Source organism: Streptomyces griseofuscus (assembly GCF_014673495.1).
GTDB lineage: Bacteria > Actinomycetota > Actinomycetes > Streptomycetales > Streptomycetaceae > Streptomyces > Streptomyces murinus.
Map to the genome: position 1 here is coordinate 7,390,842 of NZ_CP051006.1, position 23,534 is coordinate 7,414,375.

21 protein-coding genes are annotated in these 23,534 nt (G+C 71.7%); 8 read left to right on the forward strand and 13 right to left on the reverse strand.

Going from position 1 to position 23,534, the window contains the following annotated elements; translation table 11 throughout:
* Positions 1-4: 4 nt before the first annotated feature.
* On the reverse strand, positions 5-1,450 hold the full coding sequence (gene xylB, locus HEP81_RS33515; protein ID WP_037659122.1) for a xylulokinase: 1,446 nt from the start codon (positions 1,448-1,450) through the stop codon (positions 5-7).
* A gap of 195 nt (positions 1,451-1,645) precedes the next feature.
* Here xylB and xylA point away from each other — a divergent pair, with 195 nt between their 5' ends.
* Together xylA and HEP81_RS33525 are read left to right on the forward strand one after the other, a co-directional pair.
* Entirely contained in the window at positions 1,646-2,812 is a 1,167-nt protein-coding gene (gene xylA, locus HEP81_RS33520; RefSeq protein WP_037659119.1) for a xylose isomerase, read from the forward strand.
* Positions 2,813-3,121: 309 nt separating this feature from the next.
* A complete protein-coding gene (locus HEP81_RS33525; protein ID WP_037659116.1) occupies positions 3,122-3,307 on the forward strand; it encodes a hypothetical protein in 186 nt (61 codons plus the stop codon).
* 23 nt (positions 3,308-3,330) lie between these two features.
* On the opposite strand, the gene HEP81_RS33530 is transcribed toward HEP81_RS33525, so the two are convergent.
* Positions 3,331-4,203 (reverse strand): hypothetical protein, encoded by an 873-nt coding sequence (locus tag HEP81_RS33530; RefSeq protein WP_037659114.1) that lies wholly within the window; start codon positions 4,201-4,203, stop codon positions 3,331-3,333.
* 288 nt (positions 4,204-4,491) lie between these two features.
* Between HEP81_RS33530 and HEP81_RS33535 the strand changes: the two genes are divergently transcribed.
* Positions 4,492-5,391 carry an oxygenase MpaB family protein gene (locus HEP81_RS33535; RefSeq protein ID WP_037659113.1) on the forward strand — a complete coding sequence of 300 codons (900 nt, stop codon included), beginning with the start codon at positions 4,492-4,494 and terminating at the stop codon, positions 5,389-5,391.
* Here HEP81_RS33535 and HEP81_RS33540 read toward each other — a convergent pair.
* Positions 5,374-5,901 (reverse strand): PadR family transcriptional regulator, encoded by a 528-nt coding sequence (locus tag HEP81_RS33540; protein ID WP_037659112.1) that lies wholly within the window; start codon positions 5,899-5,901, stop codon positions 5,374-5,376. The two genes, HEP81_RS33535 and HEP81_RS33540, sit on opposite strands and share 18 nt — an antisense overlap.
* A gap of 128 nt (positions 5,902-6,029) precedes the next feature.
* On the opposite strand from HEP81_RS33540, the gene HEP81_RS33545 reads away from it, so the two are divergent.
* Positions 6,030-6,785, forward strand: a complete 756-nt coding sequence (locus HEP81_RS33545) for an alpha/beta fold hydrolase (RefSeq protein ID WP_037659186.1) — start codon at positions 6,030-6,032, stop codon at positions 6,783-6,785.
* Positions 6,786-6,789: 4 nt separating this feature from the next.
* Here the strand turns inward: HEP81_RS33545 and HEP81_RS33550 are convergent, their stop codons facing one another.
* Positions 6,790-7,389: a class I SAM-dependent methyltransferase gene (locus HEP81_RS33550; RefSeq protein ID WP_037659109.1), complete on the reverse strand. Its 600-nt coding sequence runs from the start codon at positions 7,387-7,389 to the stop codon at positions 6,790-6,792.
* Between the two features lie 87 nt (positions 7,390-7,476).
* Positions 7,477-7,905 carry a PPOX class F420-dependent oxidoreductase gene (locus tag HEP81_RS33555; RefSeq protein WP_037659106.1) on the reverse strand — a complete coding sequence of 143 codons (429 nt, stop codon included), beginning with the start codon at positions 7,903-7,905 and terminating at the stop codon, positions 7,477-7,479.
* A gap of 92 nt (positions 7,906-7,997) precedes the next feature.
* Here HEP81_RS33555 and HEP81_RS33560 point away from each other — a divergent pair, with 92 nt between their 5' ends.
* Positions 7,998-8,411, forward strand: coding sequence for a roadblock/LC7 domain-containing protein (locus HEP81_RS33560; protein WP_037659103.1), 414 nt, complete (start codon positions 7,998-8,000; stop codon positions 8,409-8,411).
* A gap of 126 nt (positions 8,412-8,537) precedes the next feature.
* Positions 8,538-9,686 carry a DUF6397 family protein gene (locus HEP81_RS41755; protein ID WP_421673942.1) on the forward strand — a complete coding sequence of 383 codons (1,149 nt, stop codon included), beginning with the start codon at positions 8,538-8,540 and terminating at the stop codon, positions 9,684-9,686.
* Positions 9,687-9,717: 31 nt separating this feature from the next.
* On the opposite strand, the gene HEP81_RS33570 is transcribed toward HEP81_RS41755, so the two are convergent.
* A complete protein-coding gene (locus tag HEP81_RS33570) occupies positions 9,718-10,587 on the reverse strand; it encodes an acyl-CoA thioesterase (protein ID WP_037659100.1) in 870 nt (289 codons plus the stop codon).
* A gap of 19 nt (positions 10,588-10,606) precedes the next feature.
* Complete coding sequence (locus HEP81_RS33575; protein WP_037659098.1) at positions 10,607-13,120, reverse strand: DEAD/DEAH box helicase; 2,514 nt, start codon at positions 13,118-13,120, stop codon at positions 10,607-10,609.
* Positions 13,121-13,265: 145 nt separating this feature from the next.
* On the opposite strand from HEP81_RS33575, the gene HEP81_RS33580 reads away from it, so the two are divergent.
* Entirely contained in the window at positions 13,266-14,060 is a 795-nt protein-coding gene (locus HEP81_RS33580) for a metal-dependent hydrolase (protein WP_037659096.1), read from the forward strand.
* 29 nt (positions 14,061-14,089) lie between these two features.
* Here the strand turns inward: HEP81_RS33580 and HEP81_RS33585 are convergent, their stop codons facing one another.
* From HEP81_RS33585 to HEP81_RS33600, 4 genes are all read right to left on the reverse strand, one after another.
* The gene (locus HEP81_RS33585; protein ID WP_037659094.1) at positions 14,090-14,353 is read right to left on the reverse strand and encodes a type B 50S ribosomal protein L31; all 264 of its coding nucleotides are present in this window, start codon (positions 14,351-14,353) and stop codon (positions 14,090-14,092) included.
* Between the two features lie 60 nt (positions 14,354-14,413).
* Entirely contained in the window at positions 14,414-14,890 is a 477-nt protein-coding gene (locus HEP81_RS33590; protein WP_037659092.1) for a DUF5709 domain-containing protein, read from the reverse strand.
* 210 nt (positions 14,891-15,100) lie between these two features.
* On the reverse strand, positions 15,101-16,882 hold the full coding sequence (locus HEP81_RS33595; protein ID WP_037659090.1) for an ABC transporter ATP-binding protein: 1,782 nt from the start codon (positions 16,880-16,882) through the stop codon (positions 15,101-15,103).
* Positions 16,879-18,702, reverse strand: coding sequence for an ABC transporter transmembrane domain-containing protein (locus HEP81_RS33600; protein ID WP_037659088.1), 1,824 nt, complete (start codon positions 18,700-18,702; stop codon positions 16,879-16,881). The genes HEP81_RS33595 and HEP81_RS33600 overlap by 4 nt, the downstream gene beginning before the upstream one ends.
* Positions 18,703-18,857: 155 nt before the next feature.
* Here HEP81_RS33600 and HEP81_RS33605 point away from each other — a divergent pair, with 155 nt between their 5' ends.
* Positions 18,858-19,598: a L,D-transpeptidase family protein gene (locus HEP81_RS33605; protein WP_037659180.1), complete on the forward strand. Its 741-nt coding sequence runs from the start codon at positions 18,858-18,860 to the stop codon at positions 19,596-19,598.
* Positions 19,599-19,612: 14 nt separating this feature from the next.
* On the opposite strand, the gene HEP81_RS33610 is transcribed toward HEP81_RS33605, so the two are convergent.
* Complete coding sequence (locus tag HEP81_RS33610) at positions 19,613-21,619, reverse strand: N-acetylmuramoyl-L-alanine amidase (RefSeq protein ID WP_078967533.1); 2,007 nt, start codon at positions 21,617-21,619, stop codon at positions 19,613-19,615.
* A 228-nt stretch (positions 21,620-21,847) separates the two neighbouring features.
* Positions 21,848-23,446 carry a M1 family metallopeptidase gene (locus tag HEP81_RS33615; protein WP_243279674.1) on the reverse strand — a complete coding sequence of 533 codons (1,599 nt, stop codon included), beginning with the start codon at positions 23,444-23,446 and terminating at the stop codon, positions 21,848-21,850.
* Positions 23,447-23,534 lie beyond the last annotated feature (88 nt).

The window sequence follows — 23,534 nt, forward strand, 5'->3', positions numbered from 1 at the left end:
CGGATCAGCGGTCTTCCGTACCCCGCTCCAGCAGCGGGGCCGCGTCGGAGAGTACCCCGCCGATCCGGGCCAGCGTCTCCTCGTCCCGGGACACGGGCTCCAGCATCGGTCCCGCCGCGGTGTTCCAGCGCCGGGCCACCGCGGCCGGATCCTCGCCGGTCAGCAGCCCGGCCGCCTGGGCCGCCGCACCCAGGGCGACCAGTTCCTTGGCCGCAGGGATCTGGACCGGCCGTCCGGACAGCCGTCGTACGGTCTGCTGCCAGGCGTGGCCCCGCGCGCCGCCGCCGATCAGCAGGAGCGGGCTGTCGCGGTCCGCGTCCTCGTCGAGGACCAGGTCGAGCGCGCCGAGCAGGGAGTGCACCGCACCGTCGTACGCCGCCTGGAGCACTTGGCCCGGGGTCGTGTCGTGCCGCAGCCCGTGCAGCAGGCCGGAGGCGTTCGGCAGGTCGGGGGTGCGTTCGCCGTCCAGGAACGGCAGGAGTGTCACGGAGCCGCCGGGCGCGACGGCCTCGCGGTCCAGGCCCAGCAGAGTCGCGACGCGGTCGACGGCGAGCGTGCAGTTCAGGGTGCAGGCCAGCGGCAGCCAGTCCCCGCGCGCGTCGGCGAAGCCCGCCACCGTACCGGTGGGATCGGCCGGGCGGTGCCGGGACACGGCGTACACCGTGCCGGAGGTCCCGAGGCTCAGTACCGGGGTGCCGGGCAGCAGCCCGAGGCCCAGCGCGGCCGCCGCGTTGTCACCGGTGCCCGAGGCCACCAACGTGCCCTTGGAGAAAGGCAGACCGTGTCTGTCGCGTACCGTCCCGGCCACCTCGCCCGGACGCACCACCCGGGGCAGCAGCGCCGGGTCGAGCCCGAGGTGCGCCAGGGTGTCCTCGTCGTACCGCTCCGTGCCGGACGCCCACCAGCCGGTGCCGGAGGCGTCACCGCGATCGGTGACGGCCTGCCCGGTCAGGCGCTCGGTGAGGTAGTCGTGGGGGAGCCGTACGGCCCTGGTCGCGCGGGCCGCCTCCGGTTCGTGCTCGGCGAGCCAAGCCCACTTGCTCGCCGTGAACGAGGCCCCGGGCACGCTGCCGGTGCGTTCGGCCCAAGCCTTCGGGCCGCCCAGCTCCTCCACCAGCCGACGGGCCTGCGGCGCGGAGCGGACATCGTTCCAGAGCAGCGCCGGCCGCACCGGCTCACCTCGCTCGTCCAGCGTGACCAGGCCGTGCTGCTGTCCGCCGACCGAGATCGCGGCCGCCTCGTGCGCCGCGTCACCGCACTGGCGCAGCGCCTCGCACAGGGCGTCCCACCACTGGCGCGGATCGCTCTCCCGGCCCCCGCCGGTGGTGACGGTGTGCGGCGCCTGGCCGCTCGCCACCACCTGCCCGGTGGCCGCGTCGACGACCAGGGCCTTCGTGGACTGGGTGGACGTGTCCACGCCGACGACGAGCGGACCCTCCGCTGCTGACATGGGGCTCTCCCTCTTCCGCGGCTCAGCGGGATGTGCTGTGGGGCGCTCCCGAGGACACCCCGAGGGCGCCCGTGGAAGACATCTGTCGAAGCCGCCTTGTGGTCGAAGACACCTTGTCTCTTCCCAGAGGCGTGGTCGCATACTAATTTGTAAACGGCCATGACGAAATAGTCGTACGGAACAAGGAGCCGCGCCATGAGCTTCCAGCCCACCCCCGAGGACAGGTTCACCTTCGGTCTGTGGACCGTCGGCTGGCAGGGAAGGGACCCGTTCGGCGACGCCACGCGCCCCGCCCTCGACCCGGTCGAGACGGTGCAGCGCCTGGCCGAGCTGGGCGCCTACGGAGTGACCTTCCACGACGACGACCTGATCCCCTTCGGGTCCTCCGACACCGAGCGCGAGTCGCACATCAAGCGCTTCCGCCAGGCCCTGGACGCCACCGGCATGACGGTGCCCATGGCCACCACGAACCTCTTCACCCACCCCGTCTTCAAGGACGGCGGCTTCACCGCCAACGACCGCGACGTACGCCGGTACGCGCTGCGCAAGACGATCCGCAACATCGACCTGGCGGCCGAACTGGGCGCCAAGACGTATGTCGCCTGGGGCGGCCGTGAGGGCGCCGAGTCCGGTGGCGCCAAGGACGTGCGCGACGCCCTCGACCGCATGAAGGAGGCGTTCGACCTCCTCGGCGAGTACGTCACCGCCCAGGGCTACGACCTCCGCTTCGCCATCGAGCCCAAGCCCAACGAGCCCCGCGGCGACATCCTGCTGCCCACCGTCGGCCACGCCCTGGCCTTCATCGAGCGCCTGGAGCGCCCGGAGCTGTACGGCGTCAACCCGGAGGTCGGCCACGAGCAGATGGCCGGCCTGAACTTCCCGCACGGCATCGCACAGGCCCTGTGGGCTGGCAAGCTCTTCCACATCGACCTCAACGGCCAGTCCGGCATCAAGTACGACCAGGACCTGCGGTTCGGCGCCGGCGACCTGCGGGCGGCGTTCTGGCTGGTCGACCTCCTGGAGACCGCCGGTTACGAGGGCCCGCGGCACTTCGACTTCAAGCCGCCGCGGACCGAGGACTTCGACGGCGTGTGGGCCTCGGCCGCGGGCTGCATGCGCAACTACCTGATCCTCAAGGACCGCGCGGCCGCCTTCCGCGCCGACCCGGAGGTGCAGGAGGCGCTGCGTGCCGCGCGTCTGGACCAGCTGGCCCAGCCGACCGCGGCCGACGGCCTGGACGCCCTGCTCGCCGACCGCTCGGCGTTCGAGGACTTCGACGTCGAGGCCGCCGCCGCGCGCGGTATGGCGTTCGAGCACCTCGACCAGCTGGCGATGGACCACCTGCTGGGGGCGCGCGGCTGACGGCCGCGAGCGTGGGGCGCTGACGAAAGAAGGCCGGGGGTACGGCACGCGTACGCGTGCCGTACCCCCGGCCGTTCCGTCGCGCAGGACGGTCGCGCATGACATGGGCGCCTTTGCCGCGACCCTCCTATGCTCACCTCGTGACCTGCGTCACCTCGCCATGCTCTGTGGCCGCCGCCCGACCCGAGGAAACCGGCCCACTAGGGGCACACATCAGGGATCTCTCAGGGGCGAGGCCCGGAACCGCGGGGAGCCGGAGGCCGTTCTCACAGCAGAGAACGGCAGTGGCCGTTGAAGGAGGCGACGCTCATGTCGAGAAACGCGAAGATCGCCGTCGGGGGTGTGGCGGTCGGCCTGGTGCTGCTGCTCCTGGGGCTGCCCCTGTGGGTGGTGCTCCTGGTCGTGGTCGGAATCCCGGCCGCCGGCTACCTGGCGCTGGATCCGTCCCAGCGGCGCAGGCTCCGCAGGCTCAGCCGCAAGGAAATCGGCCGCTGAGACGGACCCGGCGCCGCCTCTGATCACAGGGGGCGTACGGCCATCCTGTCGAGGGCGTCCAGCAGCCCGGGCAGCTCCGGGCCGCGGCCGACCGGCAGGACCTCGCCGGGCTCCTCGTCGAGCAGGACGAAGGCGATGTCGTCGGTGCGCGCCACCATCGACCAGCCGGGGCCGTCCGCGCGCAGTGTGCGGGCGTCGCCGGGGGCGAAGGTGGAGCGCACCCGGCCCAGCGGTGGCGGTGAGTCGACGTAGGCACGCGCCTCCGTGAGCACCCGCCGGATCCCCTGGTGTCCGCCCTTCGGCGGTTCCGTGGCGCTGCCCTCGGCTCCCTTGTCGCTCTCCTCGGGCCGCGCCGAGGGCTCGGCGGTGTGGGCCGGGCCGCCCGGTACGGCGAACTCGTCGTCGTTGATCTGCTGCCGCCAGGCCGCCCACTGAGACGCGATCTCATCGGCGCCCAGACGCCGCTGAGCCGGGCCCCAGACGCTGGTGTCCGGCGGGCACAGCGGGGGCCGCTCGCCCGTCTCGGGAGCGGGATCGTGCGGCGCGGGAACACCGGGAGCCGCCACGGCGACCGCCAGCGGCCAGCCGGGCAGCGCGGTCACGATCGCGTGCTCCTCCGGCGACAGCTCGTACTCCAGGCCGCAGTCCCAGGACGCGATCGCCACCGCGACCAGCGAGACATCGTCGATGACGACCGTCCAGCGGGCGCCTTCGCCGTCCTGTCCGAGCACCAGGCCGTACCCGTCGGCGCGGGGCGCGAGCCCCAGCGCCGCGCACGACTCCGGATAATCGTCGCCCAGCACGCTCGGGAACTGCGCCGGCGTCAGCAGCACCGCCGTCAGCACATACAGCGCATCGTCCGCGGCGGCGACGGCCCCATCGTCCGTCCCGGCCATCCCTGCCTCCTAGTGGCTTGTCCGATCGCGCGCACCCTAATGCGGACGGAAGGCCCTTGTCACGACTCCTCACACCACGCGGACCTGCAACTTTCCCCCTGGACAGGGGCGAATCGACCACGGTCTCCACGGGACTTCCCCAGGCCGCCCCCACCCGGGGGCCGCGAAGGGCGCGGAACCCACAGAACAAGGGCGCCCGTCCTCCTTTCGAAATGGGGAGATCGGTGATGGTTCATCTCCCAGTGCTCCACATAGAGTTGGCATCCGGCGACAGAAGGGGGCGACGCGGTGAAGCGCTTCGAACGGCTGGAGCGGATCCGCCGGCTGGACCCGGTGGCGGACGCCCCGGAGATCTACCGGCTCAGCGCCGTCTACGAATTCCCCTGGGACTACACCCGCGCCCTCGAACTGGCCCTGTACCGCACCTACGCCGTCCCGAGCATCGGCCGGCTCCTCGCGCGCACCGCCGAGCTGACCGACCGCACCCAGAAGCGGTACGACGACACCGCGCTCCTCCTCGACACCGTCGTCGAGCACGGCTTCGCCGCCGAGCAGGGGCGCACGGCGATCCGCCGCATCAACCAGATGCACCGGAGCTACGACATCAGCGACGACGACATGCGGTACGTGCTCAGCACCTTCGTCGTGGTGCCCAAGCGCTGGATCGACACCTACGGCTGGCGCCGGCTGTCCCGGCACGAGATCGTCGCCGCCACCGAGTACTACCGGACCCTCGGCCGGCACATGGGCATCCCCGATCTCCCCAAGACCTACGAAGAGTTCGAAACCCTTCTCGACACCTACGAGGAGGCGAACTTCGGCTGGGACGAAGGGGCCCGGCGCGTCTCGGACGCCACCCTCGGCCTGATGGCATCCTGGTATCCACGCCCCCTCGCGCCCCTGCTGCGCACAGGTGTGCTCGCGCTGCTCGACGAGCCGCTGCTGAACGCCTTCCGCTATGAGCGGCCCGGCCCGGCCGCCGTAGCCCTGGTGCGCCGCGTCGTCCGGGCCCGCGGCCGGATGGTGCGGCTGCTGCCGCCGCGCCGCGCACCCCACTTCGCCCGCCAGAACCGGGAGATCAAGGGCTACCCGAACGGTTACCGCGTGGCCGACCTCGGTACTCGTCCGGTCCCGGGGCTGCGCGGCTGCCCGGTGCGGCACCTGGACACCTCAGACTCCGTCGAGTGACGCGAGGGTGTCGCGCAGCCAGCCGAGTTCGGCCCGGCTCGTGGCACGGGCGATGGTGAGGATCCCCTGCCGGAAGGGGTCGTCCACTTCCTCGGCGCGGACCGGCCGGTCGCCGTCGTAGAAGAAACTCGTCGGCTCCTCCAGGAAGGCGAGCCGTCGGCTCAGCACGGCGGCCTGGGCGGTGGGATCCCCGAGGTGGCGCAGGAAGGCCAGCAGGACGAACCACTGGTTCTCGTCCGTGATCTCGCGCTGACCGGGCTCGGCGAGTCGGCGCCGTAGCTCCTGTCGGCCCTCCTCGGTCAGCCGAAGTACATGACGTGGCGCGGCCACGGCGCCCGGCTCAGTGGCTCGCACCAGTAGTCCCGCCTTCTCCAGGCGCTTGATCGCCGGATACAGCGTGCTCTCCGCGACCGGCCTCACATGCCCGGTGAGCGCCACGATGTGACGGCGCAGTACGTATCCGTGCAGCGGGGCCTCGTACAGGAATCCCAGGATGGCGAGTTCGAGCATGCCCGCATTCTTCCGTAGGTCGACCGTGCGTCGACGCTGTACAGCGGCCCATCGATACTACGTCGACGTAATACCTCGATTCCGATGTATGGTCGGAAGCGGTGATCAAGGCCGACAGGGAGGGTGCTGTGCAGCAGGCCGTGTTCGATGGCGAGGGAAGCCGGATCCGCTGGACCGAGGTTTCGGGGGCGGAGCCCGCCCGGGTCTACCTCCACGGGCTGGGGTCGATGTCCGCGCCCTATCACGCCCACATCGCCGCTCGCCCCGAACTCGCGGGAAGGCGCAGCCTGTTCATGGACCTGCCCGGCCATGGCCTCAGCGATCGGCCCCGGCACTTCGGCTACACGCTGGAGGAGCATGCCGACGCGGTCGCGGCCGCGCTGGACGCGGCCGGAGTCGGCGGCGCCGAGCTGATCGCCCACAGCATGGGCGGCGCCGTCGCCATCGTGCTCGCGCACCGGCGGCCCGAACTGGTCTCCCGGCTGGTGCTCTCCGAGGCCAATCTGGACGCCTTCCCACCGCTGACGGCGGGCAGCAGCGCGATCGCCGCCTACGAGGAGGACGGGTTCGTGGAGGAGGCGTGCCCGCGTGTCCTGGCAGCCGTCGGTCCACTGTGGGCGGCCACCATGCGGCTGGCGGACCCGCGCGCCCTGCACCGCAGCGCCGTCGGCCTGCGGCGCGGCTCCGACCCGGTCATGCGCACAATCCTGGAAGGCCTGGACATCGACCGCGTGTACCTCCAGGGGGAGGAGAGCGGTGAACTGGAGGGCCGGGAGCGGCTGGAGGCGGCCGGTGTACGGGTGCTGACGGTGCCCGGCGCCGGGCACAACATCATGTTCGACAACCCGGACGCCTTCGCGGCCGCCGTCGCCGCAAACATCTGATCCCTCAGTCCTCGCGCACGGCGAGGGCGAGGAAACGGGCGTCCTCGTCGACGTACGACGTCATGCGCCACCCCGAACGGCACAGCAGAGGGCGGAGATTGGGCTCCGCTCGCAGATCCTCCGGCGTGATCTGCCGGCCCTGCCGCGCCGCCAGGGCCGCACGGCCGATGGGATGGAACAGGGCGAGTCGCCCGCCGGGCCGTACCACCCGGGCGAGCTCCCGAAGGTTCTCCACGGGGTGCGGCAGATGGGCGATCAGCCCTGCCGCGAACACCGCGTCCAGGCACTCCGGGCGCAGCGGCAGGGCGGCCACGTCCGCGAGCAGCAACGCACTCTCCCGGTCCCGGCCCGCCGCCACGGCGGCCGCGAGCATCGCCGGGGTCAGATCGGCGCCGAGCACCACACCGGTGGGGCCCACGGCGGCCCGCAGCGGAGACAGCGCGCGCCCCGTCCCACAGCCCGCGTCCAGCACACGGTCACCCGCCCGCAGCCGGAGATCGGCCACGGCGGCCGCGTACGCGGGCCCGTCGTCGGGGAACTTGCCGTCCCAGCCGGCGGCCCGCGCGGTGAAGAACTCCTGGACATGTGCGTGGTCGTCGCTCATGACTCGCATGATGCCCTGCTTCCGGGGTCAGGTGTGTCTCGCGTCCCGGCGGCGGACGATCGAGTGTCGATCGGCCGGGACCGCCGCTCAGGCCGCCAGGTCCCGGATCGCCACCACCTCGTCGACGGGGACGCGCACCAGCAGCTCGCCGGGAACGCCGTTGCGCGCGCCGAACTCCTCGGCACGGTCCTCGCCCATGTACCGGGCGGCGACCCGCGCGGCCCAGTGGCGCAGCTCCGCCGGGTCCTCGGACAGCCGGGCACGGCCGCTGAGCATCACGAAATGGAACGGCGGCCGGTCGTCGTCCACGCACAGGGCGACACGCCCGTCACGGGCGAGATTTCGCCCTTTCACGGTGTCCCGTCCGGTGAGAAGGACCAGTTCGTCCCCCTCCAGCAGGAACCAGACCGGGGCCACATGCGGGCTCCCATCGGCGCGAACAGTGGACAGTTTGCCGGTGCGGGTGCCTTTTGAGACGAACGCCCGCCATTCCTCATCGGTCATCTTCTGTGCCATGCCCCCATCCTGCTTGCCCGTACGCCGCACGTGGGGAAGGCTTGCGGAGGGTTCCTCCGGCCAGGGGGGAGAGATCGCACGGGGAGACGGAAATGGCGCAGAACCAGGGACTCGGCTGGCTCCTGGACGATCTGACGGAACGTGTGGACGATGTACGGCACGTGCTGGTCCTGTCCAACGACGGACTGGTCACCGGCGCGAGCACCGGGCTGCGCCGCGAGGACGCCGAACATCTCGCCGCTGTGGCGTCCGGACTGCACAGCCTGGCAAAGGGCTCGGGACGCCACTTCGGCGCGGGCGCGGTCCGCCAGACGATGATCGAGTACGACGACGCCGTGCTGTTCGTGACCGCGGCCGGCTCCGGCAGCTGCCTGTGCGTGCTCAGCGGGGCGGAGGCCGACATCGGGCAGATAGCGTACGAGATGACCCTGCTCGTCAACCGGGTCGGCGAACACCTCGGCGTCGACGCGCGGAAGCCCGAGCGGGCACCGAGCACGGACCTCTGACCTGCGAGTTCTCTAAGTCCCGCGGAGTTATCCACAGGCCGACCACGCGATGCGCCGATCCGGCTACGGTGTGTGCACGGCGATCGCACAGGGCGTGAGCCACCGACTCCATGGGGGAGTGCGACCATGTCGGCACACACCTTCGAGCCAGTCCGCTCCGACACCTGCACGCCGAGCCGAGCCGCTCGTGAACTGAACTTCCTGCGAGGCGAGTTCGACCTCGCCGTCCAGCTCGGCCATGTGCGGACCGTGCCCGACGAGGGCGGGGGAGGGGGCCGACTGGTGGAGCGCGCGGAGATCGACCGGCTCCGGGCGCAGGACGGATTCCCGGACACGCTCCGCGATCGGGTGCGCGTCGTGGGCACCACCGACGGCGCCGAGCTGATGGACATCTCCGCCGGCCGCTTCACCCGCCTCGCCCGCCTGGGCCTGCTCATTCCCGCGAAGGTCTACGTCAACCGGTACGGCGCCGTGGTCTGGCTCTATCTCACCGGGGAACTGAAGCACTTCGCGGCCGTCGCCGAGAACACGCATCTGCTCAAGGGCCGCACACCCGAGACGCTGCGCGCCCAGCTCGCGGAGGGCGTGGACCTGCGCGCCCGCAACTGGCGCATGCGGCAACTGGGATGCCTGCTGCGACAGGCCGAGGACCCATGGGCCCGAGCCGGGGCTCTCGCCGCCCTGCTTCCGCCCGTCGAGGTCGCCGACGTCGTAGAGGACCCGTACGAGCGCGCCTGGGTGAACCGATTGCGGCCCGCCCTGCCCGGCCAGACTCTCGCCGGAACCTCATTCGCCCATGTCGCCGAGCGGATCACGACCGCGCAGGACGCGGACGAGATCGAGTGGCTGCGCAGCGACCTCGCGCACTCGGTCGAGGAAGCACGCGCCCTCTCGCCGGCCCCGCGCCCGACCGCCCGCCGCACCGGGCCGACGCCGCGTCCGACAGCACGGCCGATCCCACCGCTGGCACGCACGGTCACGGCACGGGTGGAACCGATGCCGACGCTGGTGCCGGTGAACCCGGCTGAGCCCACGGACGAATCGATGGCGGGCAAGGCCGAGCCGACGAGGCGGGCGGCGGAGTCGCTGATGCGGGTCGTCGAGCCGCGCCGAATCCCCGGCGGACGCGCGCCCGAGCGGTGCCATGTGCCGCGGGTGCGGCCCGCTCCGTCCCCCGTACCCCGGTTGCCCGCAACCGGGCCCACGCCACCGCGCTCCACACGCCGTCTGCGCGCCTGGCTGCGCCGCGAAGCGCTTCGGCCCACAGAGGTCTGAGCATCCGCGATCGCAGCCGGCCGACGGTTCTCTACAGAGACCTGAACAGTCCCTCCTGGACGACCGAGACGAGCAGTCGCCCCTCGATGTCGTAGATCCGCCCGCGGGCGAGGCCCCGGCCGCCGGTGGCGATCGGTGACTCCTGGTCGTACAGGAACCATTCGTCGGCGCGGAACGGCCGGTGGAACCACATGGCGTGGTCCAGCGAGGCCATGTCGAAGCTCCGGCGGCCCCACAAGGGTTCGATGGGGATGCGCACCGCGTCCAGGAGTGTCATGTCGCTGGCGTAGGTCAGCGCGCAGGTGTGGACCAGCGGGTCGTCGCCCAGTGGTCCGACCGCGCGCATCCACACCGCGCTGCGCGGCTCGGCGCCCTTGACCTCCTCGTCGTTCCAGCGCAGCGGCTCGGCGTACCGGATGTCGAAGGGCTGGCGGCGTGCCATCCGCTCCAACTGCTCCGGCAGCGCGCCCAGGTGCTTGCGTATCTCCTCGGCCACGGTCGGCAGCGAATCGGGGTGTGTCAGCTCACGGGCGGGCGGCAGCTGATGTTCGAACGGTCCTTCCTCGGGCTTGTGAAAGGAGGCGGTCAGATTGAAGATCGTGCGGCCCTGCTGCACCGCGGTGACCCGACGCGTGGTGAACGAACGCCCGTCGCGGACCCGCTCCACCTGGTACACGATCGGTACCCCGGGGCGGCCCGGGCGCAGGAAGTACGCGTGCAGCGAGTGCACCGGGCGCTCGCCGTCCGTGGTGCGGCCTGCGGCGACCAGAGCCTGGCCCGCCACCTGGCCGCCGAAGACCCGCTGGAGGGACTCCTGCGGGCTGCGGCCGCGGAAGATGTTGACCTCGATCTGCTCCAGGTCGAGCAGATCGACCAGTCTTTCCGCCGGGTTCGTCGTCATGGGTGAGATTCTCCTGTGGTCACAGCTGGCCGACGTCGGTGACGCGGATGATCGCACGGCCCTCGGCGTCCGAGGCCGCGAGGTCGACCTCAGCGCTGATACCCCAGTCGTGGTCGTCGTTCGGGTCGTCGAAGATCTGGCGGACCCGCCACAGGCCGTTCTGCGGCTCCTCCTTGATGACCAGCAGCTTGGGACCGCGGGCGTCGGGACCGGTGCCGAGATCCTCGTACTCGTCCCAGTACTTGTCCATTGCCTCGCCCCACGCGTCGGCGTCCCAGCCGGACTCGGCGTCCATCTCGCCCAGTTCCTCGACCTGGTCCAGCGCGGCCAGCTCCACCCGGCGGAACAGCGCGTTGCGGACCAGCACCCGGAAGGCGCGCGCGTTGGTGGTGACGGGCTTGACCTCGTCGGCCTTCTCCTGGGCCTGCTCGGCGGTCATCTCCTCGGGGTTCGCCAGTTGCTCCCACTCGTCCAGCAGGCTGGAGTCCACCTGGCGCACCATCTCGCCGAGCCACTCGATCAGGTCCTGGAGATCCTCGGACTTCAGGTCGTCCGGGATGGTGTGGTCGAGGGTCTTGTAGGCGCTGGCGAGGTAGCGCAGCACGATGCCCTCGGTGCGGGCCAGCTCGTAGAAGGACACCAACTCGGTGAAGGAGAGCGCGCGTTCGTACATGTCGCGGACGACCGACTTCGGCGACAGCGGGTGGTCGCCGACCCACGGGTGGCTCTTGCGGTAGGTGTTGTACGCGTGGAAGAGCAGTTCTTCCATCGGCTTCGGGTAGGTGACGTCCTGGAGGCGCTCCATGCGTTCCTCGTACTCGACGCCGTCGGCCTTCATCGCGGCCACCGCCTCGCCGCGCGCCTTGTTCTGCTGGGCGACGAGGATCTGCCGCGGGTCGTCCAGGGTGGACTCGACCACGGAGACCATGTCGAGGGCGTAGGACGGCGACTCGGGGTCGAGGAGTTCGAACGAGGCGAGGGCGAAGGTGGACAGCGGCTGGTTGAGCGCGAAGTCCTGCTGGAGGTCGACCGTGAGCCGTACGATGCGCCCCTCGGCGTCGGGCTTGTCGAGCTTCTCCACGATGCCGCCGTCGAGCAGCGAACGGTAGATCGCGATTGCCCGGCGGATGTGCCGCAGCTGCTGCTTGCGCGGCTCGTGGTTGTCCTCCAGAAGATGGCGCATCGCCTCGAAGGCGTTGCCCGGCCGGGCGATCACCGACAGCAGCATGGTGTGGGTCACCCGGAAACGGGACGTCAGCGGCTCCGGCTCCGAGTCGATCAGCTTCTGGAAGGTGTTCTCCGTCCAGGCGACGAAGCCCTCCGGCGCCTTCTTGCGCACCACCTTGCGCCGCTTCTTCGGGTCGTCGCCCGCCTTCGCCAGGGCCTTCTCGTTCTCGATGACGTGCTCGGGCGCCTGGGCGACGACGAGGCCCGCCGTGTCGAACCCGGCGCGGCCGGCCCGGCCCGCGATCTGGTGGAACTCGCGCGCCCGCAGGGTCCGCACCCGGCTGCCGTCGTACTTGGTCAGCGCGGTGAACAGCACGGTACGGATGGGCACGTTGACCCCGACGCCGAGCGTGTCCGTGCCGCAGATGACCTTCAGCAGGCCGGCCTGGGCGAGCTTCTCCACCAGCCGCCGGTACTTGGGCAGCATGCCGGCGTGGTGCACACCGATGCCGTGCCGGACGTACCGCGAGAGGTTGCGGCCGAACTTGGTGGTGAAGCGGAAGTTGCCGATCAGCTCGGCGATCTGGTCCTTCTCCTCGCGCGAGCACATGTTGATGCTCATCAGCGCCTGGGCCCGCTCCACGGCCTGCGCCTGGGTGAAGTGGACGATGTACACCGGCGCCTGCTTGCTCTCCAGCAGCTCGGTGAGCGTCTCGGTGAGCGGGGTCAGCTTGTACTCGTAGGAGAGCGGCACCGGACGGGTCGCCGAGCGGACCACCGCCGTCGGGCGGCCGGTGCGGCGGGCGAGGTCCTTCTCGAAGAACGACATATCGCCCAAAGTGGCCGACATCAGGATGAACTGCGCTTGGGGCAGCTCCAGCAGCGGAATCTGCCAGGCCCAGCCGCGGTCACCCTCCGCGTAGAAGTGGAACTCGTCCATGACGACCTGGCCCACATCTGCGTTCTTGCCGTCGCGCAACGCGATCGAGGCCAGCACCTCGGCGGTGCAGCAGATCACGGGGGCGTCGGCGTTCACGGAGGCGTCGCCGGTGAGCATGCCGACGTTCTCGGTGCCGAACAGCTTGCACAGCTCGAAGAACTTCTCCGACACCAGGGCCTTGATCGGTGCCGTGTAGAAGGTGACCTCGTCCCGGGCCAGCGCCGCGAAGTGCGCACCCGCGGCGATCATGCTCTTACCGGAGCCGGTGGGCGTGGAGACGATCACGTTCGCCCCGGACACCGCTTCGATCAGCGCCTCTTCCTGGTGGGGGTAGAGGGTGAGGCCGCGCTCCTGGGCCCACGACTCGAAGGCTTCGTACAGGGCGTCGGGGTCGGCGGTCGGCGGCAGCTGATCGATGAGGGTCACCCTCCCATCTTGCCTGCCCTCCTCCCCGATCGGGGAATCGGCTGGGGCCGGGAAGATCACGGCAGCTACGCTGTGTCGCCGACGGGGCGTCAGCGCTCCGTGCCAACTGGACAGCGGTATACGAGGAATGGGGCGGGAAGCGGCCATGATGGGACCAGCACACTCACTGTCGGGAGCCGCGGCCTGGCTCGGCGTCGGGGCGGCCGCCGCCGCGGCCGGGCACCCGATGCCCTGGCCGGTCCTGCTGGTCGGCGCCCTGATCTGCGCGGGCGCCGCGCTCGCACCGGACCTCGACCACAAGGCCGCCACCATCTCGCACGCCTTCGGGCCGATCTCGCGCTGGCTCTGCGAGATCGTGGACAAGCTGTCCTACGCCGTCTACAAGGCGACCAGGAAGAAGGGCGACCCGCGCCGCTCCGGCGGCCACCGCACCCTGACGCACACCTGGCTCTGGGCGGTTCTGATCGGCGCCGGCGCCTCGGCGGCGGCGATCGCCGGGGGCCGCTGGGCGGTGCTGGCGATCCTGTTCGTGCACATGGTGCTGGCGATCGAGGGCCTGCTGTGGCGCGCGGCCCGGGGCTCCAGCAGCGACATATTGGTCTGGCTGCTGGCGGCGGCCTCCGCCTGGATCCTGGCGGGTGTCCTCGACAAGCCCGGCAACGGCTCGGACTGGCTGTTCACCGAGCCCGGTCAGCAGTACCTGTGGCTGGGGCTGCCGATCGTGCTGGGCGCGCTGGTGCACGACATCGGGGACGCGCTGACCGTCTCGGGCTGCCCGATCCTGTGGCCGATCCCGCTGGGCCGCAAGCGCTGGTACCCGGTGGGTCCGCCGAAGGCGATCCGCTTCCGGGCAGGCAGCTGGGTCGAGCTGAAGGTTCTGATGCCCGTGTTCATGGTGCTCGGCGGGGTGGGCTGTGCGGCGGCCCTCAATGTGATCTGAGGCCGCGTGATCTGAGGCCGCCCGCCGGATCAGGTGGCGTCGCCCGCGTCCGCCTGGCCGTAGCGGCGCTCGAAGCGGGCGATACGGCCCTCGGTGTCGACCTGGCGGGCCTTGCCGGTGTAGAAGGGGTGGCTCTCCGAGGAGATCTCCACGTCGATCACCGGGTAGGTCTCGCCGTCGTCCCAGTCGATGGTCTGCTCGCTCCGCGCGGTGGACCGGGTCAGGAACGCGTAGCCGGCGGCGCGGTCACGGAAGACCACGGCGTGGTAGTCGGGGTGCTTGTCCTGCTGCATGGCGGCTCCTTGTGCGAGGCGGTCGGGCAGGGCGCGGGCCGGACGGCCGGGGCCCGGAGGTCACCCGGAGAGGGAGTCCTCGTCCACGATGTGCATCGCGGCCTCCTCGGCGGAGGCGGCGGCGCCGTCGATGCCGACGTCGCTGGCCACGAGCGCGGCTTCCTCGTCCTCGTGCGCCCCCTCGTCGGGTGCCACCAGGCGGCCGGAGCGCAGATCGCCGACCTCGTTGTCGAGGAGTTCCCCGTCGGTGCCCTCGCAATCGCCGATGCCGTCGTCGTCGGGGACCTCCTGGTCGGGCATCTCCTCGGCGAGGCGCTGGTCCAGGGTCTCGCCCGCCTTTCGCTCGGCCGCGGTCACGCCGTCGTGTTCCACCGCCCAGGGGCGCTCCGGAGGCGACCAGCCGCGGTCGAGGGGGTCGTCGACACCGTCGAAGTCCAGAGTGTCCTCGACGTCGAGCACCCCCGAGTCCTCCCGGACCTCCGAGGGGTCGGGATCGGGCTGGTAGACGTCGTCCCCCCAGCTGTCGGCGCTGTCCACGACTACCTCCAGGTGGTGAGGACGGCCGGATACCGCCGAAGCAGGCGGCGGGCCGTCGGCACACGCGGCACGGATGTCGCACGGCGCGAACCGGGAGGTTCCCGGGCGAAACTCGCGCCAGTGCCGTTCTCCAGCCTTCCACTGCTGCTCACCACCGCGCAACGGCACGGGGCCCGGGCAGCCCCCGAGGGGCCCGCCCGGGCCGGGCGGTCAGCCGTGCCAGGATCGCCACAGGGCCGCGTACGCGCCGCCAGCCGCGACCAGCTCGTCATGGCTGCCCAGCTCGCTGATCCGGCCGCTCTCCACCACGGCGATCACATCGGCGTCGTGGGCGGTGTGCAGCCGGTGGGCGATGGCGACGACCGTGCGGCCGTCCAGGACCCTGGCCAGGGACCGCTCCAGATGGCGGGCCGCGCGCGGGTCCAGGAGCGAGGTCGCCTCGTCCAGGACCAGTGTGTGCGGATCGGCCAGCACCAGCCGGGCCAGCGCGATCTGCTGGGCCTGCGCCGGGGTCAGCGTCAGCCCGCCGGATCCGACCTCGGTGTCCAGGCCCTCGTCCAGTGCCCGGGCCCAGCTGTCGGCGTCCACGGCGCCCATGGCCGCCCACAGCTCCGCGTCGTCGGCGCCGTCGTGGGCCAGCAGGAGGTTGTCCCGCAGGGAGCCGACGAAGACGTGGTGCTCCTGGTTGACCAGGGCGACGTGCGAGCGGACGCGTTCGGCCGGCATCCGGGACAGCTCGGCCCCGCCGAGGGTGACCCGGCCGTCCCGGGGCGCGTAGATCCCGGCGAGCAGTCGGCCCAGGGTGGACTTGCCCGCGCCGGAGGGGCCGACCAGGGCGAGCCGGGTGCCCGGCGCGACCTTGAGGGACACCTCGCGCAGCACGTCGACGCCCTCCCGGTAGCCGAAGCGCACCCGGTCGGCGTGCATGTCCCTCCCCTCGGGCGCCACCGACGCGTCCCCGGCGCCCGGCTCGATCTCCCGGACCCCGACAAGGCGGGCGAGCGACACCTGGGCCACCTGCACCTCGTCGTACCAGCGCAGGATCAGGTTGACCGGGTCGACGAGCATCTGGGCCACGAGCGCGCCCGTGATCAGCCGGCCCACCCCGAGCCACCCGTGCAGGACGAGCGTTCCGCCCACCATCAGGACCGAGCCGAGGACGATGACGTGGGTGGCGTTGATCACCGGGAACAGCACGGACCGCAGCCAGAGCGTGTACCTTTCCCACGCGCTCCAGGACTTGATCCGCTGCTCGGACAGGGCGACGCGGCGGGCGCCCAGACGATGCGCCTCGATGGTGTGGCCCGCGTCCGCGGTCTCGGCGAGCGCGGCGGCGACGGCCGCGTATCCGGCGGCCTCGGAGCGGTAGCCGGCGGGCGCCCGCTTGAAGTACCAGCGGCACCCGGCCACCAGCACCGGCACGGCGAGCAGCACGGCGGCAGCCAGCGGCGGCGCCGTGACCACCAGCCCGCCGAGCAGCAGCAGGGCCCATACGACACCGATCGCGAGCTGCGGTACGGCCTCGCGCATGGCGTTGGCGAGGCGGTCGATGTCGGTGGTGATACGGGAGAGCAGGTCGCCGGTGCCCGCCCGTTCCAGCACGCCGGGCGGCAGGCCGACCGAGCGGACGAGGAAGTCCTCGCGCAGGTCGGCGAGCATCCGTTCGCCGAGCATGGCGCCGCGCAGCCGCACCTGCCGGACGAACACCGCCTGTACGGCGAGCGCCAGCAGGAACAGGCCGGTGGTGAGGCCGAGATGCAGCTCCCGGCTTCCGTCCGACAGCCGCTGGACCAGGTCGCCCAGCAGATAGGGGCCGGTCATGGACGCGATCACGGCCACCGTGTTCACGGTGATCAGCAGCAGGAAGGCCCGGCGGTGCCGGCGGAACAGCTCGGAGACGTAGGCCCGTACGGTCGCGGCCGTGCCGACGGGCAGGGTGGTGGCGGTCGTCGGGGCCGCCGGGTCGTGGGCCGGTGGTGCGACGCCGATCATGCGCTCTCCTCGATCTCTGCCAGCTCGCCGAGCGCGTCCAGCAGCGCCTCCTCGTCGGCGGTGGCGGGTTCGGCTTCCGTCTCCCGTGTCACCACGGCGCGGTACCGGGGCTCGTTCTCGAACAGCTCCCGGTGCGTGCCGGTCGCCAGAACCTCGTCCTCGTGGACCAGGACCACCCGGTCGGCGCGGTCCAGGAGCAGCGGCGAGGAGGTGAACACCACCGTCGTGCGCCCCGAGCGCAGCCGGCGCAGTCCGTCGGCGATGCGGGCCTCGGTGTGCGAGTCGACCGCGGAGGTCGGCTCGTCCAGCACCAGCACCTCCGGGTCGGTGACCAGGGACCGGGCGAGGGCGAGCCGTTGGCGCTGGCCGCCGGACAGGGACCGTCCGCGTTCGGTGATGCGGGCGTCCATCGGGTCGGCGGCGTCCAGGGAGCCCTGCACCAGGGCGTCCAGGACGTCCTCGCACCGTGCGGCCGCGAGCGCGTCGGCGGCCGTGACGGCGCCGGACGCGGGTACGTCGAGCAGTTCGCGCAGGGTGCCGGAGAGCAGCACCGGGTCCTTGTCCTGGACGAGGACGGCGGTCCGGGCGAGGTCCAGCGGGAGTTCGTCCAGGGCCGTCCCGCCGAGCAGCACCGAGCGGCCCGGTTCCGTGGGGTGGCCGCCGAGCCGTTCCGCGAGCCGGCCGGCCGCGTCCGGGTCGCCGCACACCACCGCGGTGAGCCGCCCGGCCGGAGCGGTCAGCCCGGTGCCGGGGTCGTACAGATCGCCGCGGGGCACCTCCGCCCGGTCGCCGCCCGCCGCTTCGCGGACGTCTCCGCCCGCCGCCGACCGTTCCAACGACAGCACCCGTGCGGCGCGCTTGGCCGACGGGCGGGAGAAGGAGTAGGACATGGCGATCTCTTCGAAGTGCTGCAAGGGATAGCTCAGGACCATCACCGAGCTGTAGACGGTGACCAGTTCACCGACGGCGATGCGGCCTTCGCGGACCAGGTGGACGCCGTACCAGACGACCGCGATCAGCAGCAGTCCCGGCAGCAGCACCTGCACGGCCGAGATCAGTGACCACATACGAGCGCTGCGTACGGCCGCGTGGCGTACCTCCTGGGAGGCGTGGCGGTAGCGGTCGAGGAACAGTTCCTCGCCGCCGATGCCGCGCAGCACCCGCAGTCCGGCGACGGTGTCCGAGGCCAGTTCGGTGGCGCGGCCCGCCTTCTCGCGCTGTACGTCGGCGCGGCGGGTGGCGCGTGGCAGCAGTGGCAGCACGGCGAGGGCCACGACGGGGAGCCCGGCGGCGACGACCGTGCCGAGCGCGGGCTGGTAGACGAGGAGGCCCGCACAGACGACGACCACCGTCACCGCGGCGGCGGTGAAGCGGGACACCGCCTCCACGAACCAGCCGATCTTCTCCACGTCTCCGGTGGACACGGCGACCACCTCGCCGGCCGCCACCCGCCGGGTGAGCGCCGAGCCGAGGTCGGCCGCCTTGCGGGCGAGGAGCTGCTGGACGCGGGCGGCGGCGGTGATCCAGTTGGTGACGGCGGCCCGGTGCAGGAAGGTGTCGCCCACCGCGACGGCCGTGCCGCACAGCAGCATCAGAGCGCCCGTCAGGGCCAGCCGGTGGCCGGACCGATCCACGACGGCCTGTACGGCGAAGCCGACGCAGAAGGGCAGCGCGGAGACGGCGACGAAGTGGAGCAGGCCCCAGGCCAGCGCCTTGAGCTGGCCGCCCAGCTGGTTGCGCCAGAGCCACCACAGGAATCGGGGCCCCGAGCGTGCGTCGGGCACACCGGGGTCGGGATAGGGAAGGTCGTGAATCTGCATGACGTCCAGATGGCTCGTGACAGCGTGTCAGGGAACGGCGGCAGCCGGAGGTGGCGGCGGCCGGGGACAAGCCGTGAAAGGGTCGCTTCGCAGAGTCGGGAATTTCAAACGGTTTTCGAGTCAATCGGACGTCATGTCAGCATGGCCGGGTGCATATAGACAGTGAGCGGCGCTCGACGCGCTGGGCGGCGGCCCTCGGAACCCTGCTCCTGACGACCCTTTCGGCCTGCGGGACGGCCTCCTCCGGCTCCGCGCCCGGCCACCACGGCCCGGCCGCGTCGACCGCCTCCGGCTCCGCGCCCGCCCCCGACCCGGTCCGCGTCCCGGGTGTCGGCAGACGTCTGTACGCACGGATACCCGCACAGTCCCGCCAGGTCGTGGCCGTGTACGGCAAGGGCCGGGAGTCGGCCGAGTCCGAAGTGGTGCTCTATGTGCGGCAGGGCGGCGGCTGGCACCGGGAGGGCAGCTGGGCGGCGCACAACGGGCGGCGCGGCTGGACCCTCGACCACCACGAGGACGACAAGCGCAGCCCGGTGGGCGTGTTCACGCTGTCCGCCGCGGGGGGTACGTTCGCCGACCCCGGGAGCAAGCTGCCGTACGACCACAACACCTACGCCTACGCGTCCCCGAAGGAGTGGCCCAAGGCGTACCAGCACGACTTCGGTTACGTCATCGCCATCGACTACAACCGCGTACCGGGCACCCCGCCACGCGACGGCGCACGCCCCCTGGGCGCGGCCAAGGGCGGCGGGATATGGCTCCATCTGGACCACGGGAGCGGCACCTCGGCCTGCGTGAGCATGCCGAAGAGCGCGATGGTGACGCTGCTGCGCACGCTCGATCCGGCCCGGCACCCCGTGGTGGTGATGGGGGACCGGGCTGATCTCGGCGCCTGAGGACCGCGCGGCCGTCAGTTGCCGGTCGAGCCGCCCTGGGGCGCCGAGGACGGTCCCGCTGCGACGGCCGAGCCGATCACGTCCACATCGTTGGCGCGGACGTAGGCGATCCGGTGGTCGAACTGGATCTGGTAGTAGGTCTCGTCGCCCCTGACCACCGGCTCGGGGCTGTCGACGAAGGCCGAGCGCGGTACGAAGGAACTGTCGATGGTGCCCTCGGTGACATACCGCTGGCCCGCGCGGAAGTGGTAGGGGAGCGGCGCCTCGGGCTCCCCCTCCATGCCCTCCGGGTAGGCGTCCTCCTCGGGCAGGGCGCGGCCGAAGACCGGGATCTCGTTCAGGCCCTCCTTGGGCGTCACCATCTTTCCGGCCGCGCCGACCGCCGTGGCCTGCTTCTTCGGGTTCTTGAACCAGGCCTTGCGGCCCTGGTACCAGACCGCCGTCCAGTCGCCTCGGCGCTCCGCGACGGCGAAGGTCTGCCCGGCCGAGGCCCGCGCGCCCAGGTCGTCGACGTCCAGCGTGGAGTCACCGCCGTCCGGGTGGCGGCCCGGGTCCTGGATCAGCGGCGCCTTCTCGTCCGGACGGGTGTACATGCGCACCGCGCTGGAGCCGTGCTTCGGGCACGGCGCCCCGGGCTTGAGGCAGCCCGTGAACTTGGGCGAGTGGGTGGCGTAGTCCGGAAGGACCGTCACCATGTCGCTGTTCGGCCCGGCGGTGGCCTTCAGTGGCGCGCCGAGGAGGTCGAAGTAGTGGCGCCAGTCCCAGAAAGGACCCGGGTCGTCGTGCATGTCGGGGATGGAGTCGCCGGTCGGCGAGGGCACGTTGTCATGGCCGAAGATGTGCTGCCGGTCGAGCGGGACGTCGTACTTCTTGGCCAGATAGCGCACCAGACGGGCCGAGGTCCTGTACATCTGTTCGGTGAACCAGGTGCCCGGCTGCCGGAGGAAGCCCTCGTGCTCGATGCCGATGGAGCGGGCGTTGACGTACTGGTTGCCGGAGTGCCAGGCCTCGTCCTTGGTCTGGACGTGCTGGGTGACATGGCCGTCGCTGGAGCGGATCGAGTAGTGCCAGGACGCCTCGGTCGGGTCCTGGACCGTCTGGAACATGCTCGACAGCTTGGCCTCGGTGTCGTGGATGACGATGTACTCGATCTTCTGGTCGCGCGGCCGGTCGGCGAGGTCGTGGTTGCCGTAGTCGCCGTCGTCGTCGATCTCCTCGTACGGCGCCGCGAGCCAGTCGCAGGCGACCTCGGCCGGGCACTCAGTCCCCTTGGCGTGCTGGGGCTTCTCGGTGCGGACGGTGTGGGGGCGCACGGAGGGGCTCGCGGGCAGGGAGACCTCCTGGCCCTCGGCGGTGGTGCGGTGGGCGCCCTTACGGATGACCGAGAAGACATCGTTCGCATAGGTCGCGGCCGAGCTGACGTCAGGAGTGCCGGGGAAACGTTCCACCGCCTCCCACCAGTCCGCGGGATTGTCGCTCAAGGGCTTGCCCAGCTGCTGCTGGGTGGCCGCGAGCAGGGCGGCGCCGCCGCGCACATTGGCGGTGGCATCGGTACGCAGTCGCCCGGCCGGGGCATCGGTCAGCCGGGCGGCGCGCTGGAGGTCCGCCGGCTTCACGGACCGGCCGGCCAGGACCCCGTCCGGCCGCGCGGCGGGCGCCCCCGCAGCTCCCGCGCTGGGCTGGAGCGCGCCACCGCCCTGGACGCCCGGGGTGGGCGAGGCCGCCGGAAACTGACTGGTGTCCACCAGATGCATCGGCCCATAGCCGCCCGCGACGCTCGGGGAGCCCGGGTGGGCGTCCCAGCGGGTCTGCACATAGGACACGCTCATCAGCACACTGCGCGGCACATGGAAGTCGTGGGCGGCATCGGTGAAGGCGACCTGAAGGCGCTGCTCGGGTGCGTCGTCGTCGGTCAGCGGGGTGAGCAGTAGCGGGGCCAGCAGAGCCGCCGATCCGATGGCGCATGCGGTCCGGCGGCACACGCGGCCGTTGGGGACACGTGGGGCGGTGGGTCTTTTCATGGCACGGGTCTCCAAACATGTTCAACGCGCTCTTCGCAGCCAGGACAAAGGAGTTGCCCCTGACAACCACCCCTTGTACGTTTCCGTGCCCCGCGTGTCCCGTCGCGCCAACCGTCACCGGGGTGGACCAGCGGCCCGGCAGAGGCCACCCGGTCGGCGGCAGCGGCTCCGCCCCGACGGCTCGTCAGTACGGGTGCCCGTACGGGGCGGTGACGGAGGGCATCCGGGTCAGTCCTCGACCGGCTCGACCCGCCAGTCGGGGTGGCCCGGCATGGGCGGGGTGCGCGGGCCGTGGAGCCAGGCGGTCAGAAAGGGTTTCAGATCCTGTTTCGCGACCCGGGAGGCGAGGTCGATGAAGTCCCGGGTGCCGGCCGCGCGGCCCCGGTAGGTGCTCACCCAGGACTTCTCGATCCGCTCGAAGACCGCGGCGCCGACCTTCTCCCGCAGGGCGTACAGCACCAGTGCCGAGCCGTCGTAGCGCATCACCTTGAACAGCGTGTCGGCGGTGGGTTCGGCCGGCGCGCCGTCGTCGTGGCGCCACTGGTCGTGCTGCTCGTAGGCGTCACGCATCGCGTCGTCCAGGCTGACGCCGCCGTGCGAGTCGGAGTACAGCCGTTCGTAGAAACGGGCGTGACCCTCGCTCAGCCACAGGTCGGACCAGCGCCGGATGGCGACGCTGTCCCCGGTCCAATGGTGCGTCAGCTCGTGCACGAGATTGCGTTCGGCGTCGACCCGGTCGCCGAGCAGATCGTCCTTCGGTACGACGGACAGCGACTGGGTCTCCAGCGCCACCGGCAGCTCGGTGTCGCCGACCAGCACGCCGTAGCGGCGGAACGGATACGGCCCGAGCCGCTGTTCGAGCCAGGCCAGGTGTTCCGGGGTGAGCGAGCGGTACTCCGCGGTGTCGCCGACCAGGTCGTCCGGGACCACGTCACGCACCGGCAGCCCGCGCGGGCCGGTGCTGTTGACGACGCGGAACCTGCCGATCGCCAGCTGGACCAGTTGGGCCGCGATCGGCTGTTCGGAGTCGTAGGTCCGTTCGACGCGGCCGCCGGGTCGCGCGGTCGTGCTGACGAGGCGTCCGTTGGCCACCGCACCGACGTTTGCGGGGGTCGTGACATGAAAGGTGATCGGGGCGCGCAGGCTCGGATGGTCGTCCGCCGGGAAGATCATCTTGGCGCCGTCGGGCTGGGCGCAGACCACGGTGCCGTCGGGCGTGGGCACCCAGCCGTAGTCCCGGATCGCGTCGTCGCGGTGGCGCTGCTGGGTGGGGTCGGCGGTGTAGGCGACATGGACGGTGAAGGCCCGGCCGCGGGGGATCGGCCGGGCCGGGGTGACGACGAGTTCGTCGCCGTCGCGCGCGTACCTGGCCGGGGAGCCGTCGACGGTGACCCGGTGCAGCGTGTTGCCCGCGAAATCGAGGTCGAAGCGGGACAGGGCCTGGGTGGCGGCGGCGCTGATGGTGGCGCCCGCCTCGAACGGCGTCAGGGGTGCCTGCCAGTCGAAGTCCAGCGTGTATCGGCGGACCGTGTAGCCCCCGTTCCCGGCGAGCGGCATCAGCGGGTCGCCGATACCCGGGGCGCCGGGGGACGGGGGTGCGCCTCCTGTCGGACCCGAGGCGGCGGCGCGCCCCGGTGCGGCGGCCGGGCCGGGCGCGCGCGAGCCCTGGCCCCCGCGCGGGAGCAGGTCGTAGCAGAGGGCGGCGCCGGTGAGGGTGAGGGCACCGGCGAGGGCGAGGGCCGTGCGGCGGGGACGCCTCGTTCCGCGCGCCTTCCGTGAGCCCTGGCCCGGGGGGCCCGCCGGGCTGCCTGCGGACATGATCTCCATGAACGCACTATGCCAGCGAGATCCGCTTATAGCACTAAATGTCTGTCAGGGTGACGATGCGCCAGATGCGCTCCGTGTGGCGGCTCCT